General features: G+C 46.1%; 12 protein-coding genes. 5 read left to right on the top strand and 7 right to left on the bottom strand.

All coding sequences use genetic code 11. The features are described from left to right. Window positions 1-28 precede the first annotated feature (28 nt). The 4 genes from EV212_RS07720 to asnS all read right to left on the bottom strand — a co-directional run bounded on the left by EV212_RS07720 (window position 29) and on the right by asnS (window position 6,343). On the bottom strand, window positions 29-1,957 hold the full coding sequence (locus EV212_RS07720) for an ATP-binding protein (RefSeq protein WP_132091341.1): 1,929 nt from the start codon (window positions 1,955-1,957) through the stop codon (window positions 29-31). Beyond that, window positions 1,954-3,018, bottom strand: coding sequence for a metallophosphoesterase family protein (locus EV212_RS07725; RefSeq protein ID WP_165873331.1), 1,065 nt, complete (start codon window positions 3,016-3,018; stop codon window positions 1,954-1,956). The genes EV212_RS07720 and EV212_RS07725 overlap by 4 nt, the downstream gene beginning before the upstream one ends. Before the next feature lie 29 nt (window positions 3,019-3,047). After that, on the bottom strand, window positions 3,048-4,874 hold the full coding sequence (locus EV212_RS07730) for an LTA synthase family protein (protein ID WP_132091348.1): 1,827 nt from the start codon (window positions 4,872-4,874) through the stop codon (window positions 3,048-3,050). Between the two features lie 77 nt (window positions 4,875-4,951). After that, window positions 4,952-6,343 (bottom strand): asparagine--tRNA ligase, encoded by a 1,392-nt coding sequence (gene asnS / locus EV212_RS07735; protein WP_132091351.1) that lies wholly within the window; start codon window positions 6,341-6,343, stop codon window positions 4,952-4,954. 163 nt (window positions 6,344-6,506) lie between these two features. On the opposite strand from asnS, the gene EV212_RS07740 reads away from it, so the two are divergent. Further along, on the top strand, window positions 6,507-7,622 hold the full coding sequence (locus EV212_RS07740) for an aminopeptidase (protein ID WP_132091354.1): 1,116 nt from the start codon (window positions 6,507-6,509) through the stop codon (window positions 7,620-7,622). Window positions 7,623-7,891: 269 nt separating this feature from the next. Here EV212_RS07740 and EV212_RS07745 read toward each other — a convergent pair whose 3' ends face one another. The 3 genes from EV212_RS07745 to EV212_RS07755 form a co-directional block, all read right to left on the bottom strand. Beyond that, window positions 7,892-10,453 carry a hypothetical protein gene (locus EV212_RS07745; protein WP_132091357.1) on the bottom strand — a complete coding sequence of 854 codons (2,562 nt, stop codon included), beginning with the start codon at window positions 10,451-10,453 and terminating at the stop codon, window positions 7,892-7,894. Further along, entirely contained in the window at window positions 10,450-11,637 is a 1,188-nt protein-coding gene (locus tag EV212_RS07750) for a class I SAM-dependent methyltransferase (protein ID WP_132091360.1), read from the bottom strand. Before EV212_RS07750 ends, EV212_RS07745 begins: the two co-directional genes overlap by 4 nt. Window positions 11,638-11,711: 74 nt before the next feature. Beyond that, complete coding sequence (locus EV212_RS07755) at window positions 11,712-12,077, bottom strand: hypothetical protein (protein ID WP_132091363.1); 366 nt, start codon at window positions 12,075-12,077, stop codon at window positions 11,712-11,714. A gap of 114 nt (window positions 12,078-12,191) precedes the next feature. Here EV212_RS07755 and EV212_RS07760 point away from each other — a divergent pair, with 114 nt between their 5' ends. The 4 genes from EV212_RS07760 to EV212_RS07775 all read left to right on the top strand — a co-directional run bounded on the left by EV212_RS07760 (window position 12,192) and on the right by EV212_RS07775 (window position 15,655). Then, a complete protein-coding gene (locus EV212_RS07760; RefSeq protein WP_165873332.1) occupies window positions 12,192-12,770 on the top strand; it encodes a M15 family metallopeptidase in 579 nt (192 codons plus the stop codon). A gap of 51 nt (window positions 12,771-12,821) precedes the next feature. Continuing rightward, a complete protein-coding gene (gene malQ, locus EV212_RS07765) occupies window positions 12,822-14,381 on the top strand; it encodes a 4-alpha-glucanotransferase (RefSeq protein ID WP_132091369.1) in 1,560 nt (519 codons plus the stop codon). Continuing rightward, window positions 14,378-15,097, top strand: a complete 720-nt coding sequence (locus EV212_RS07770; protein ID WP_132091373.1) for a lysophospholipid acyltransferase family protein — start codon at window positions 14,378-14,380, stop codon at window positions 15,095-15,097. Before malQ ends, EV212_RS07770 begins: the two co-directional genes overlap by 4 nt. Window positions 15,098-15,184: 87 nt before the next feature. Further along, window positions 15,185-15,655 carry a hypothetical protein gene (locus EV212_RS07775; protein ID WP_243115506.1) on the top strand — a complete coding sequence of 157 codons (471 nt, stop codon included), beginning with the start codon at window positions 15,185-15,187 and terminating at the stop codon, window positions 15,653-15,655. Window positions 15,656-15,669: the final 14 nt, after the last annotated feature.

Genomic DNA, 15,669 nt, shown 5'->3' on the forward strand with positions numbered 1-15,669 from the left:
CAGCCAATTCGGCTGTTCTCCCCCTTTCTTAATCCATATAAATCGGCGTATATTCTACCCCCATGCGTTCCAGAGCGTCCATTTCCCTATGCTGACATGTAAATAAAATCACCTGGGCAAACCCCTGACTGCCAATCCATGATAATGTCCGGGCCAGTCGACGGTCATCATAAAATACAAAACTGTCATCAAAAATTACCGGCACGTCTTTTTTCGGGAAAAGGAGCTTTACCATCGCCAGCCGCAGCGCCAGATAGAGCTGTTCCCGTGTCCCTGTGCTGAGTTGGTCACAGTCCACAAAACGTTCACCTGTATCCACTCTCAGATTCAATTCATTATCCACGACAACCCGTTCGTATTTACCACCGGTCAGCTCCCATATCATTTTGGACACCTCCGTATTCAGCGCCGGTCCAAAGTCGGAATGAATCTCTTCCGATAAATCCCGGATGATCGTCATACATTCGTCAATGATCCCCGCTTGTTCCTGCTCCTCCCGGACTTCTTCAGAAAGGCGCTGAATATCCATTTCTAAAGATTCTCTCTCTTCTTCTTTCTGCTCAAAGGTTTCTTTCCGGACAAACAACCGTTCCAGAGATTTGGTCAGACTTTCTTCCTTTTGCCTCAAAACCTCTAACATTTCATCGTCCTCTTCCGCCTCCATATCAAGCGAAATGTCATCACCATATTTTTCAAGATAGGGCTGCAATGGAATCTGGAGCTGCTCATACTGTTCCCGCAGAGCCTGAAGCTCTTCTTTCATCTGGCGCAGCATTTCACGGCCGCCCCGGCCGAACATATGCTGTTCCATCTCATCATGAAGTTCGTCCAGATTTTCTTTACTCTCACTGACCCGAAGCCCCATACGCTTTCTTCCCATTTGGAGAAGCAGAGCTGTCACCGCCAGCAGAGCTATAAACACAAGCAATATACCAACCCGGACCAACGGATTGTTTTTCAGAAAAAAAACAGCCACGACCGGAATCAGTCCAAACATCATCACAGAAAACAAAATAGCCAGGTTGCGTCCCATAAGCTGCCCATAACGGTCGGACAAATCATCATACTCTTCATTTGCCGCATCCCACTGTTCTTTCATCACATCAAAATCTTCCTCCGCAGCCTGGTGTTTGAGCCGGTCATATGCCGCTTTCTTCTGCTGATACTGGGCCGCCACATAATTGTTTTCTTCAATCAGACGAATAGCTTCCATCCGCTCCTGACGTTCCCGCTTCCGGCTTTCTCTGCCTGTCTGGCGTTCCGCCTGTCTCTGGCTGCGGACATGTTCCAGCATCGTCTTTTGCTGTTGGATTTCTTCAAGAAGCTTTTGGTATTGATCCGTCTCCGCCTCCATGGTCTCCGCCTGTACTTTCAAATTCTGAAGCTGTCTCTCCGGGCTTCGGTCAAACCGGGCCTTCTTTTCCTTCCGCAGATAGTCCAATGTCCGCTGTAAATCTATATCCTGATTCTTGGTCCGCTGTACATTTGCCATATAAGCCTGCAAAGTCAGCCCAAACCGGGCATCAATCGAACTTTCAAGCTGACCGATACTCAATGTATTCCTGAAATTCGTCCGATTTAAACCATCTACAAGATGGTCCATCTGACCGCCGGGAAGTAATATTTCCTTCCCCGTGCGAAGCTGCTCCACCCTGAAATATTCATCTTCCTTATAGAAATTTCGCGTCAGACGATACATTTCTCCCTCATGCTCGATCACCATCGAACCTTCATAGTTTTTCCCCTGCTCCCACGGTTGAAAACGGGCGTATTCGTCTTTTCTTGACGCCTTTCCCCGAAGACGCTCTACGCCAAAGAGCATCGCCTGGATAAATTGATGGAGAGTGGATTTCCCGGCCTCATTTTCGCCGTAAACCACGTTAATTCCCGGTGAGAGACGCAGACTTGCCTGATGAAAACGTCCAAAATGCGTTATATTTAACGTATCAATGATCATCTCTCATTTCCACCCCTTCCGTGATACATGGCCTGCAGACCATAGCTCAAAATTTGCTCTCTGCGATGTTCATCCATCGGCATCTGATACACCTTTTTAATAAACATCCCGATGAGATTTTCTGAATTTTCATTATACAGCCGCTCAAAGTCAAACCAGGGCAGCGTTTCATCCTTCACGGACACCACATTTCCCACGTGAGCCAGTCTGTCCAGATCATAAACAATATCCATATCTCTGTACCCCTTTAACACCACATTATAGAGATGCTCTGCACCCTCGATATGAATCTGCTGCTCCAACCACTGTTCCATCTCTCCGCTGGTCATATCTGTATCTGACTCCAAAACCAGCTCCCGATATTCTCTTCGGGAAGCCGGGCAAAACTGAAGCCGCGTACCCCGATCGGTAATTTCTCCGTAAATATATCCTCTCGATCCCATATCCAGCCGATCGATTGGTTCCAGGGCCCCGGCATAAGCCATCGCTTCAGAAATGATCTCCGGTTTATGGATATGCCCCAGAGCCACATAATCGAATCCCGCCGACAAGAGCTCCTTTTTCTGAATCGGAATATGCTTTTCGTCCCCTCCATGGGCAAGAAGGATGTGATATCCCGGTTTATCCAACGGCCGTACCTTGTCATAGAGCGGCTGTTTAATCTCTCTGTGTTCATAACTCAGTCCATAAACCCAGGTATCCAATGCTTCTATGTATATGACATCCACCTTCTCCTGACGGAAAAAGTGCACATTATCCGCCCACGAAAAATCCCTGTAATTAGAACCTTCTCCGATGTAGTCATGATTTCCGGCCATCGCTGCCACCTGGACTGGCGCTATGGATTCCAGACGGTAATTCAGCTCCTTCAACTCCCGTTTCGTCGGCGGCCGGTGGAAAATATCCCCCGCGATCAATATCAGGTCAATCCCCTGCCGTCCGGCTTCTTTCAAAAGTCCGTAAAAGGTCGCTTCAATCTCTTCCGAACGCTTCTGGGACCAGGATTTTCCTCTGTCGGGAACCGCTCCCATATGAATATCCGCCACATGGATAAATCGCATCTTACTCACCTCGTTTCTGACGGCATACCTTATCGGGTATACCATTCGTTCTTTCTGTGTTTTGCATCAAACAAAAGATTATAATTTAAGATAGCATAATCTTTTAGTTCTTCCGGCAGCGACTGGGTCATATTTACTCCAAAATAAACACCTTCACTGTCAAGAAACATATTCGCCGTCAACACCGGATAATCTTTCATGATATCTTTCATATATTTCTGGAACGGACTCATCGGAAGTCCTGCCGCCTCAAAAAGCATGGTACTTAAGTAGTTGACACTGAAAATATCATATTCGGAAAAATCATAGCTGATTTCCTCTCTGACAGCTTCCTCATCAATATCATAATTTGCCCAGAGCACAAAAGGCACTTCATACCGCTCCATCGATTCGGACCAGGAATTGGTATCCTCCACACCGTTCATCCGGTAAATAGGGCTTACGACCCAGTCTGCCGGCTGATGATCGCCAAACATGAGAATCACCGTCGGTTCATCCACCTGGGAAAAATAGCCCACCAGTTGGCCGAATGCCTCATCCGACACCTTGATCAATGATAAATACCGCTCTAAAAGTCTGGCGCTGCCGTTGGCGCCTGACACTTTTACATCCGGTGTGAAATTATCATATTCCTTACTGTAGCTGCTGTGATTCTGCATAGTTACATCAAAAACAAACATTGGCTGTCCCGGCATTTTTGCCGTATAAATATCGACAATCTTCTGATAGGTCGCCAGATCTGTCGTATATTCCCGCAGTATCGGAGCATTCACAAAGCTTTCTTTGAAATAACTCGTATCGAATCCAAAATACTTGTAAACCTTATCCCGGTTCCAGCCATTGGCCCGGTAAGGATGTATAGAAAATGTATCATACCCCAGATTCTTCAACTGGCTGGCCACCGACGGCATGTCTCCGCGAATGTACTGCTGGTAAGGAACAGACCCCGACGGTAGAAAAGCCATCGAATTTCCAGTCAAAAATTCATATTCGGAATTCGCCGTATTACCGCCTTTAACAGAGACCATGAGTTGTCCTTTGACCGTATTCTCACTTAATGAGCGTATAAAAGGCATATAATCGATATTTGTCTCAAAATCGCCGAGAACGGCCGGGTCCGAAAATGCCTCATTCATAATGACGATAATGTTTGGATATACCGAATCAACTTCCTCGGCTTCTATGTACGGCTCCAGAATCTGCTGAACTTTTTCTACGCTGTAATTTGCCGGCTTTGAAACATCCAGATACTGCATATTTGAAACAAAGCTGACAATAAAACCGTTCATTTGATAAAAGGCATTTGGTGTAAAATGATATTCATAAAAACCCACCGCCTTATGTACCGCCGGCATCTGCACCGAAGTTCCATAAAGAACAAACGCCCCGGCAACACTCAGTACCGACAATAAATGATACTGGTGATTTTTAAACGGCAGTTTCCAGCTTGTAAAAATTCCTATCATAATAAGGAGTACAAATCCCAAAACACATATCCGTGCATCGTTATCCAGACTGTAACTGTAATTATCGGATACACTCATCGCTGTTTTCACAGATAAAATATCCCACGGATATAATGGCACCGAACGAAATTGAATCACATAATAATCTACAAGGCCTATGATCATCACCAAAAGACTTCCCAGGCCCAGACTGACAAAACTCCTTTTGGATATGACCAGGATCAGCCCGTAAAGCAAATAATAAAATACCAGGTTCAATGCAATTAATGGGAACTCCATATCCTTTGCCACTGAATGCGTCAGCGTCTCCAACAGCCAAAAGCTGATGGCCGGCGTTACAGACCACAGCAATATACTCGGAATTTTGGGAATTCTACACTTCTTAAACATAATTTTCTGCCACCTCTAATATGTACTCATTGAAGAAAAAAGAGGCTGCCTGCCGCAGCCTCCCCTCACAAATCATCTTAAATATCACAGTTTTTAACCGTTCTTGGGAACGGAATAACGTCGCGGATATTGCCCATACCGGTCAGATACATCACACAGCGCTCAAATCCAAGTCCAAAACCGGCATGACGAGTGGAACCGTAACGGCGCAGGTCCAGATAGAAAGCATAGTCCTCTTCTCTTAATCCAAGCTCATTCATTCTCTGGATCAGTTTGTCATAGTTGTCCTCACGCTGACTGCCTCCGATAATCTCTCCAATGCCCGGCACGAGCAGGTCCATCGCCGCAACCGTCTTGTTATCCGGATTCATCTTCATATAAAACGCCTTGATTTCCTTTGGATAATCCGTCACAAATACCGGACGTTTAAAGACTTTTTCTGTCAGGTAACGCTCATGTTCCGTCTGCAGATCTGTTCCCCAGTGAACCTTATATTCGAACTTATCGTTGTGTTTTTCCAAAAGCTCTACAGCCTCGGTGTAAGTCACATGGGCAAAATCCGAATCTGCCACATGTTTCAGACGTTCGATCAGTCCCTTATCGACAAACTGGTTAAAGAAATTCATCTCTTCCGGCGCATTCTCCAGAACATAATTGATAACATACTTTAACATGGCTTCGGCCAGAGCCATATTATCATCCAGGTCTGCAAAAGCCATCTCCGGCTCGATCATCCAGAACTCTGCCGCATGGCGGGTCGTATTCGAATTTTCCGCCCGGAAAGTCGGACCAAAGGTGTAAATATTCCGGAAAGCCATCGCAAAGGTCTCTCCGTTCAACTGCCCACTGACGGTCAGGTTCGTTTCCTTACCAAAGAAATCCTTAGAATAATCCACATGGCCTTCCTCATCCTTCGGTATATTTTCCAGTTCCAGTGTCGTCACACGGAACATCTCACCGGCTCCTTCGCAGTCACTGCCTGTGATCAGTGGTGTATGCACATAAACAAAATCCCGTTCCTGGAAAAATTTGTGGATGGCATAAGCAATCAGAGAACGTACGCGGAACACAGCCTGGAAGGTATTTGTCCGTGCCCGGAGATGGGTCATCGTCCGCAGATATTCAAAGCTATGCCGTTTCGGCTGAATCGGATAATCCGGCGTGGAAGCGCCTTCTACATAGACACTGTCCGCCTGAATCTCAAACGGTTGTTTTGCCTTCGGTGTCGCTACCAAAGTCCCCTCTACAATAACAGCTGCCCCCACATTCAACTTACAAATCTCCTGAAAATTATCCAGCTGCTCGCCAAAAACCACCTGAAGCGTCTGGAAATAAGTTCCGTCATTAATAACTAAAAATCCAAAAGTCTTGGAATCTCTCAGATTTCGTACCCATCCTCCGATACGAACTTTCTGATCTACATATTTTGAAGAATTTCTGTATAATTCTCTTACAGTTACTAAATCCATTTCGAATACCCCCGTATTATTATCAATCTTCTATATTTTACATTATATTTTCTCTTTCGTAAAGGGGCAACTATCGGTGTAAATTATCGTATGTAAAGGTGGACTTTCCGTAAATTCAGATGTATAATATGCTGGCAATGATTAACGAAAGGAAGGTTTTAATATGGATGAACGTATTAAAGTGTTCGCTCATAATCTCATTCACAAGTCAATTCAGGTAAAATCCGGCGATAAAGTATATATCGACTATACCGGAGAAAGTACGGAAGCATTGGCACGTCAGCTGATCAAGGAGACCTATGCCGCCGGCGCTATGCCTTTCCCACACTATACAAACCCGAGAGTTCATCGAGAAATGCTGCTCCACTGCAATGAAGAACAGCTTCGCCTGATGGCCCAGGTCGCTGCTTCAGAAATGGCTCAGATGGACTGTTATCTTGCTGTTCGCGGCGCCGATAATATTTCCGAAAATTCAGATGTTCCGGCCGAAAATCTGGCCCTCTATGAACGTCTCTACAGCACACCGGTCCATCATGAAATCCGTGTGCCGAAGCTGCGCTGGTGCGTTATGCGCTATCCAAATAACTCGATGGCTCAGCTCAATAACCAGAGTCTGGAAGCTTTTGAGGATTTCTATTTTGACGTTTGCTGTCTGGATTATGAGAAAATGGGCGAAGCCATGACGCCGCTCATCGAACTTATGAATAAAACTGATAAAGTCCGCATCGAGGGTCCGGGGACCGATCTGACTTTCTCCATCAAAGGCATTCCGGCCATCAAATGCTCCGGCAACATGAATATTCCTGACGGTGAAGTCTACACGGCTCCGGTCAAAGATTCCATCAACGGCACTCTGACCTACAATACACCGGCTGTTTTCCAGGGCTTTACATTTGAAAATATTTGCTTCACCTTCGAAAATGGAAAAATTGTCAAGGCCACCGCCAACGACACTGCCCGAATCAATCAGGTACTTGATACCGACGACGGCGCCCGTTATGTGGGCGAATTTGCCCTCGGCGTCAACCCATATATTCTGAACCCGATGAAAGATACCCTCTTTGATGAAAAGATCATGGGATCTTTCCATTTTACACCGGGCAACTGCTACGACGACGCGCCAAATGGCAACCATTCGGCAATTCACTGGGATCTGGTATGTATTCAGAGACCAGAATACGGCGGCGGTCGTATCTGGTTTGACGACGTACTCATCCGTGAGGATGGACGCTTCGTCCTGCCCGAATTGGATGGTCTCAACCCGGAAAATTTAAAATAAGATTGTCAAAAACATCCTCCCCGTAAAGCTTGCGAGAACGCTTTCCGGGGAGGATGTTTTTGACTATTGGCAATGAACTCTATACAAACCTGCTACTGCACCGGCCAAATATTTCTATCAAAAATATCTGTATGTTTTCCCGCCAATCGCCATTACCATTTTATGAATATATTCACCTGTCCTCTGATATGAGCTCAATATTAAAATATGCCCATGCCCTCCATAAAGCGTTCTCGCAAGCTTTCAGGAGGGCATGGGCATGTTTTTAACTATTTGTAATAACTATAGATCACATTACCGGAGGATGCGATGCCGTCCACCGCCGAAGCCTGTTCATAGCTGACGACCGTACCATCTTTTGGATCCGCAATCGAAATATAACCGCTGGCATAACCCTCGGCGACACACCATGTACCCTCGCTGTTTTTAACAATCAATGGAACGCCTTCTGAAATCATCGTCAGAGCGTCATCGAGTCCAATTCCGGTCATATCGACCATATGGAAATCCGGGAAATTGGCCCGAAGGTTTTCAAACATATCATCACTGGCCAGTGTCGGCTCTCCACCCGTTTTTTCATATTTGAAAAGCCATTCAAGTACCGCCTGCTGCTGAGCCATCTGATCTTCCCCGGCCAGGGTGATCGCCTGTCCGCCCAGTTCCTTCTCTTCATAACGTACCGACGGCCGGCTGATCAGTCGCCCCTGATTATCCAGGACTTTACCATCATTAGATAAAGCTTCCTGATAAGCCTCCTTAAAGGTCGGATATTTCATCATATAATCATTTGTATATACAAAATATCCCGTGTATTCTTCTCCCTGAGTCTGGAATTCCATCCCCGTATTCCGATAAGATTCGATACCTCTGGCAAATAACACCACCGGCATGGTATTACCGTATTCGTTGGTGACAAGCCATGTCTCACGTTTGCGCACATCGTCACGTACACTGTAGGCACTGATATTCTGACTATTATTTTCATTATAGACGATATAATCTACCGGCAGGTCGGTCCCGCTATTATCACGCCGGTATATCTCAAGGAGGTTTCCTTCAATCTGCGCTCCGCTGATGTATCCGCCATCCACCTTATATTCTTTCAGTACATTCAATCCGCTATCAACAATATATAAAACATCCAGTCGTTCTTCATCAGCCGAATTTGCTTCACCGTAGACCAGATTTTCTCCAACCATGCCAATCAGCGCCATCCGCTGCCCTTTTAGCAAAATATTCTGAGTCTCACCGGTCTCCAGATCCCGCCACTCGATCTCCGTCACGGCGCCGGCCCCATTTCTGTGAGAAATGACAATACTCCGGCCATCTCCTGAAATGGCACAGTCTTCAGATTCTGCCTGTTCCAGCACCACATCTACTTTCTTCATGATGATGTCAAACCGGTAAATTGTATCTTCCAGGCAAAGATAGAACATATCGTTTCCATCAATAAACGCCATCTTCTGGATTCCCCGGCTTAACATACTGAAACTCTTATCATACGGAATGAACAGAACTTCGGAGTAGGTACCATCCACCCGGTTATAGCGATTCACCGCAATACCGAAACGACCTTCGTTATCCCCGTTATACATATAACCATACACGGCAAAATATAAATCGCCGTTTTCTTCGGTCCGCAGCACTTTGACACCGTGATTCATATAGCTGGAATCCCTGCTGCCGGCCTGACTTCTCCGTTCAAAGTCAAAGGCCTGAGTTAAAATATTATCCCGGGTATTATATACCCACAGGCCGCCATCCGCCACAAAACTGATATACGTATTATATTCCGTCGTATCCGCCGCCTGGGTCTCCTGACCGGTTTCTCCGGCCTGCGTCTCTTCCTCTTCCGGCTCTTCTTTGCCATAAACCTGGATATCCATCTTACTTTCGTCAATAATTCCAAGACGCATCCGGTTATTGTTAAAAGCAAAGGACTGCTCATCCAGCTTTTCTTCCATTGTTCTGGAATATCCGATCAGGCTCGCCGTACTTCCCGTACAAGATACCTCATAAAATTCTTTGACCATATAGTTATAATCATTACCACTGTCATCCCGGGCCTCGATCTCATAGGTGAGCTGGATTTCTCCGGTCTGACTGTCCAGATTGACGATCGTCATATCCACATCTCCAACGACGGATGGATTTAAATCCCCCCAGGTGACCGTCTCGCTGTCTGACGAAATTGACACCTTCCGAAAATCATCACTGACCGCATCTGAGGAATACTGCAAATATTCGCCAATCCGTGACGACGACGTTTTCTCAAAAATTGCCGCATGGAAATCCGAAACAAACTGCAGTTTGTCAAAAGCCTGAAGATTATTTCCATAAACAACACGGGTATAATAATAGTAGGTGTTCCGACCGTCATCCTCTACTGTCAGATTCAGACAGTATTCTCTGCCCTCCTGCAAGTCTGCCGTAAAGGCAATCTCCGTCTGCCGCTGGCCTTCCACTCGCTGGATTTCCGGACATTCTCCCGTTTCAATCTCCTGACTGTTATTTTCATCCATCAGGGCATAGGAAATTTTCCGGGCATTCGTCACCGGCTCACTCATCTGAAGTGTAATGGTTTTGTTCGCAGAAACCGGCGTCACACTCAGACGCAGATAGGAAGCATTCATCTCCTGGACATAGGCATCCATTTCATTAATCCGCATGCCACTGTTTTTTACATACAGCTTGATCAGCGACGTATCCCCCTGATTTCTTGACGGATGAATACGCTCATAATTGAGGACATGACTCGTCAGAAGCAGTGCCACAATAAAGGACACCAGATAAAACCCCGCTATAAATGCTATTTTTTTCTTATTCTTCATATCCTATTTCTTCCTTCTTCTAAATCCGAAAAGAGCAGACGGTACAAGGTCAGATTCCCATGGATGGCTTCCGCACAGGCTTCATAAGCCGCCAGTTCCTTCGAATCCCTTCCCCGGACTGGACCCGATTTTACCGCCCGGATCAAAATGTTCTTCGGCGTATGTTCCATATCAATAAATTCCAGCAGCTGAGTCCTGTAGCCCATCACTTCCAGCAGCTGCCCCCTTAGTCCATCTGTCATGAGTGCCGCCATCCGTTCCTTTAAAAGGCCATAATGCAGCACCGGAGCAAGTACATCATTTTTTATCTGTCCGTTCAGTTCATGCTGACAGCATGGCACGGACAAAATCACCTTAGCGTTCCACCGGATTGCTTTGTACAATGCATGATCCGTCGCCGTATCGCAGGCATGAAGCGTCACTACCATATCCACCGATTCAGCTCCCTCAAAATCCGCAATATCCCCATGGATAAATTCCAGCTTATCATAACCATACTTGTCCTTTAAATCATTACAATGCCGAATCACATCGGACTTTAAATCCAGACCAATCATCTTGACCGAATAGCCCATTAAAATATTCAAATAATAATATATGGCAAAGGTGAGATAGGACTTGCCGCAGCCAAAGTCAATCATAGTCAGCGTCCGGTCCTTCGGCAACTCTGGCAATATATCCTGAATAAATTCCAGAAACCGGTTAATCTGTCGATATTTGTCATACTTCGAACGGACGATCTTCCCCTCTGCCGTCATAACGCCCAAATCCACAAGAAAGGGCACCGGCGTTCCCTCAGGCAGAATATACATCTTTTTCCGATTATGCGCCAGGTCAGTCCTGTCTGTCTTCCGGCACTCCGTCACCTTTCTCTCCTTCACCGTGATATTTCCCTTCTTGCCGGACAATATGGTATATTCCCGGTCTCCGGTGCGAATTTGAGTCTGTTTAAACTCATTTTGGATCAGTTCCTGAGCCCATGCTTTTACCCGTCCCTCTTCAATATTTTTATGAAAAACCTGTGTTTTTGTATACTGGGCCGCCTGAAATACCAGTTGATCTTTGATGACGACCGGACGGACTTTGATTTTCTGAATCTCTCCGTTATTTTTCCGGTTACTGAGCGTCATATCCGATAATTCCCATGTCAAAGCGGTATTTAAAATTTCATCTAATTGTTTCATCGTTCAATCCTTTCCAAAGTATTGTACCATACCCATTCCGACTTCACAAGGGGCGGCAATTGCCGCCCCGCGCCCTATCTTGGATAAAGTCTCTGTTTAAATTCTCTCCGTCGATTTCTTCGATAGCAAATTTCATCATAAAGCAAACTCATCAGCAGCGCCCGGCTCCAGTCCTCCGGCTCCGGCCGTCCGGCCCGGTCATAGGCCTTGTCAGCCATTCGTTCCATGGCAGTTGCATCCGGGTATTCATCATACATACAACTGCCGTCATATTCTTCTTCATCACATACATCCTCCACCCAACGAAGCATCTCTCTGTTTTGTTTCGGGCATATTTTCTTCATATAGGCTCTGTCCTTCAGAAACAAATCTTCCTGCGTCCAGGGACTGTCGCCGAAAACATCATACAGATTCATTTGATGCAGATTTCGATAATCCATACGCGCCTCCCATCACTATTCATCCTTATGATATGCTTATTTTTCCGGTATGGTTCCGCACCATCTCATTTTTTTTACATAAACTAATTTAAAATGCCTCTGGTGACTTATTTCATGAATAATGATTATCTCGGTATTCTCGTCAACAAGACCCATTCTCTACCGGAAGATTATGTGCCTGCGGACCTGATTCCTGTAAATATCCCCTTTGCCCATGTCGGTGATGACTCCAGAAATTATATGCGGCGCCCGGCCGCCAGAGCACTGGAGACCATGTTTCGGGATGCGGAGGCTGCCGGACTACACCCCATCGGCGTTTCCGGTTTCCGTTCCTATGAACGTCAGAAAAACATTTACACCAGCAATCTGGCCGTTAAAGGTGAAATGCACACCTCCCTGTATTCTGCCAGACCCGGTCAGAGTGAACACCAAACCGGGCTTGCCATGGATATTTCCTCCCCATCCGTCCAATCCGCCCTGACCGCCAATGTTGAAAATACGCCTGAGGGCAGGTGGCTGCGCCAAAATGCGGCCGCCTATGGCTTCACTCTCCGCTACCCGGCCGGGAAAGAGCATATCACCGGTTATGCTTATGAGCCCTGGCATTTCCGCTATGTAGGTAAAAATCTGGCTGCCTTTTTAAAAAAAGAGGGGCTGACTCTGGAAGAATACTATCAGCTTCTTGCATTATAATATGGAAATCGTGTATGATAGAAGGTAAGATTTTTACGTTGGAGGTAACTTATGCAACAAAAGAAAATAACAAAACTCCGGCAGAGCGGAATTCTTGTACATCCCACATCTTTTCCAGGTCCCTATGGTATTGGCGACCTTGGAAAGGGTGCTTATGATTTTATCGACTTTTTAAAAGAAGCCGGCCAGACGCTCTGGCAATGTCTTCCTCTCGGACCTACTGGTTTCGGAGATTCCCCTTATCAGGCATTTTCCGCCTTTGCCGGCCAGCCCCTCATTATCAGTCCGGAAAAATTAATGGACTGGGAACTGTTGACAAAAGATGATCTGGCTGAAATTCCGGAATGGGATATGAGCCATGTGGACTATGGGACACTCATTCCATATAAGACCAGACTTTTAAAAAAGGCCTATACCCATTTTCAGCACACTCCGATCATTCTGTTGCTGGATGAATTTCGGACCTTTTGTAAGAAAAACGAAGACTGGCTGACCGACTACGCTCTATTTATGGCCTTGAAGGATACTCACGACGGCAAAGCCTGGACTGAATGGGAACCGGAATATAAATCCCTCACAGCATCATCCAGAGCCGCTGCTCTGAAAGACCTGAAGGACACTATTGATTATTATCGTTTTGTCCAGTATATCTTTTTCAAACAGTGGGAAGAATTCAAAGCCTACGCCCACGCCAACGGCATCCAGATCATCGGCGATATACCGATTTTTGTCTCTCCTGACAGTGCAGACGTCTGGGCCAATCAGGAATTATTCCTGTTGGACGACGAAGGCTATCCGACAGTCGTTGCCGGCGTACCTCCAGACTATTTCAGCACCACTGGTCAGCTCTGGGGCAATCCTCTCTATAACTGGGATGCGCACAAAAAAAGCCATTACCAATGGTGGATTCGCCGGATCCGTCACCAACTGAACCTGACAGACCTTCTCCGTATCGACCATTTCCGTGGCTTTGAAGCTTATTGGGCCATTCCTTACGGCGAGGAAACAGCGATTAACGGTCAGTGGAAAAAGGGACCGGGAACTGACTTTTTTGACCATGTTCTTAAAGCCTTTAATGGTCCTCTGCCAATCATCGCCGAGGACCTTGGCGTTATCACTCCGGCTGTAGAGGCGCTCCGCGACAACTATGGGCTTCCGGGAATGCGGATTCTCCAATTTGCCTTTGCTGATATCCGGGACAATGATTATCTGCCTTATAACTATATCGAAAACTGTGTCTGCTACACAGGAACCCATGACAATGACACAACTCAGGGGTGGTATCGGCAGGCCTCTCCCGAATCTCAGGACAAGGTCAGACGCTATTTAAGCTGCGACGGCAGCAATGTTCACTGGGATTTTATCCGACTGGCCATGGGTTCGGTGGCCCGCTATGTCCTTTTCCCTATTCAGGATGTTTTAGGTCTCGACAGTTCCTGCCGCATGAATATGCCTGGGACATGCCAGGGAAACTGGTCATGGCGTTATTGTCAGGAACAGTTAAATCCGGGTACGGCTGCCTACCTTAAAGAACTGTCGGAGCTTTTCGGCCGTAACCAGTCTCCAGCGGAAACTGCTGACGATGAATCAGAGGAGGTTGATCTGTCATGATTCGTTTTTTGTGCATTATTTTATTTTTACTGTTGTTTTCCATCATCAGTCTGCCTATGTACCTGATCGTCAATATCATTGGCCATTTCAGTCCAATGAAAAAGGCAAAGATTTCCCAGAGCTTCGTTGTCTGGGGCTTTAAAATGGTTCTTTTTGCCAGCGGCACCACTTTAAAGGCTGAGGGACAGGAAAATGTGCCAAAGGACACACCGGTTCTCTATGTGGCCAACCACCGGAGCTACTATGATATTCCTACCTGCTATACGCTGGTAAAAAACAATACAGGCTTTGTTTCCAAAAAAGAAATGGAAAAGGTGCCTTGTATCAGCCGATGGATGCGTTATATCAACTGTCAGTTTCTGGACAGAGAAAATGTCCGTGAAGGTCTTAAAACCATCCTTAACTGCATCGAGCTGATCAAATCCGGTACTTCCATATTCTTATTCCCGGAAGGTACCCGAAGCCTCAACGGTGAGATGATTCCTTTCAAAGAGGGCGGATTTAAAATCGCCACAAAAACCGGATGTCCCATCGTTCCGGTGGCAATCGAGAACACGGAAAATATTTTTGAAACGCATATTCCTAAGGTCAAACGACAGACCGTGTCTGTCCGTTTCGGCGCTCCGATTTTTGTGTCTGAATTGACTCCGGCAGAGAAAAAACGTCTCGGAACGACGGTTCAGGAACAAATTCGCACCATGCTTAATGAAAAATAATCCAAATTCTTTCATTTTTACTATTCATTTTTAAACCAAAGCATGGTACAATTGACAAGGACTGAATTTTTAAGGAGGAAGCAGACGATGATACCTGTTGCACTTTTGTCTACACCGGCCATAGTTCTGATTGTCGTCCTCGTGGTCTTAGTGGCTGCCCTGGCCTTTCTTACATTCTGGGGAAACAAGCAGCAGAAAAAAGCCGAAACTGCACAGCAGCAGATTGAGGCTGCCGCACAGCCGATGACCATGCTGGTCATTGACAAGAAGAAAATGAAACTGACTGAATCTGGCCTGCCAAAAATTGTCATAGATTCCACACCAAAGCTTTATCGACGCTCCAAAGTGCCGATTGTCAAAGCCAAGATTGGACCTAGAATTATGACCCTTATTGCCGACGAAAAAGTTTATGACTTAATTCCTGTAAGACAGGAAGTAAAAGCGATGGTCAGCGGCATGTACATTTTAAGTGTCAAGAGCTTACGCGGCCCGGCATTGACAGCCCCGCCGAAAGTTGGATTTTTCCAGAGAATGAAAAATAAAATTTCTGGTAAATAAAAAATAAGATGGTA

Origin of the sequence: Frisingicoccus caecimuris (genome assembly GCF_004340975.1) — a bacterium.
Lineage (GTDB): Bacteria > Bacillota > Clostridia > Lachnospirales > Lachnospiraceae > Frisingicoccus > Frisingicoccus caecimuris.

Bases quoted from the DNA above. Each gene is read 5' to 3' on its own strand.
- EV212_RS07720 (WP_132091341.1), bottom strand. From the start codon at position 1,957: ATGATCATTGATACGTTAAATATAACGCATTTTGGACGTTTTCATCAG.
- EV212_RS07725 (WP_165873331.1), bottom strand. From the start codon at position 3,018: ATGCGATTTATCCATGTGGCGGATATTCATATGGGAGCGGTTCCCGAC.
- EV212_RS07730 (WP_132091348.1), bottom strand. From the start codon at position 4,874: ATGTTTAAGAAGTGTAGAATTCCCAAAATTCCGAGTATATTGCTGTGG.
- asnS (WP_132091351.1), bottom strand. From the start codon at position 6,343: ATGGATTTAGTAACTGTAAGAGAATTATACAGAAATTCTTCAAAATAT.
- EV212_RS07740 (WP_132091354.1), top strand. From the start codon at position 6,507: ATGGATGAACGTATTAAAGTGTTCGCTCATAATCTCATTCACAAGTCA.
- EV212_RS07745 (WP_132091357.1), bottom strand. From the start codon at position 10,453: ATGAAGAATAAGAAAAAAATAGCATTTATAGCGGGGTTTTATCTGGTG.
- EV212_RS07750 (WP_132091360.1), bottom strand. From the start codon at position 11,637: ATGAAACAATTAGATGAAATTTTAAATACCGCTTTGACATGGGAATTA.
- EV212_RS07755 (WP_132091363.1), bottom strand. From the start codon at position 12,077: ATGGATTATCGAAATCTGCATCAAATGAATCTGTATGATGTTTTCGGC.
- EV212_RS07760 (WP_165873332.1), top strand. From the start codon at position 12,192: ATGAATAATGATTATCTCGGTATTCTCGTCAACAAGACCCATTCTCTA.
- malQ (WP_132091369.1), top strand. From the start codon at position 12,822: ATGCAACAAAAGAAAATAACAAAACTCCGGCAGAGCGGAATTCTTGTA.
- EV212_RS07770 (WP_132091373.1), top strand. From the start codon at position 14,378: ATGATTCGTTTTTTGTGCATTATTTTATTTTTACTGTTGTTTTCCATC.
- EV212_RS07775 (WP_243115506.1), top strand. From the start codon at position 15,185: ATGATACCTGTTGCACTTTTGTCTACACCGGCCATAGTTCTGATTGTC.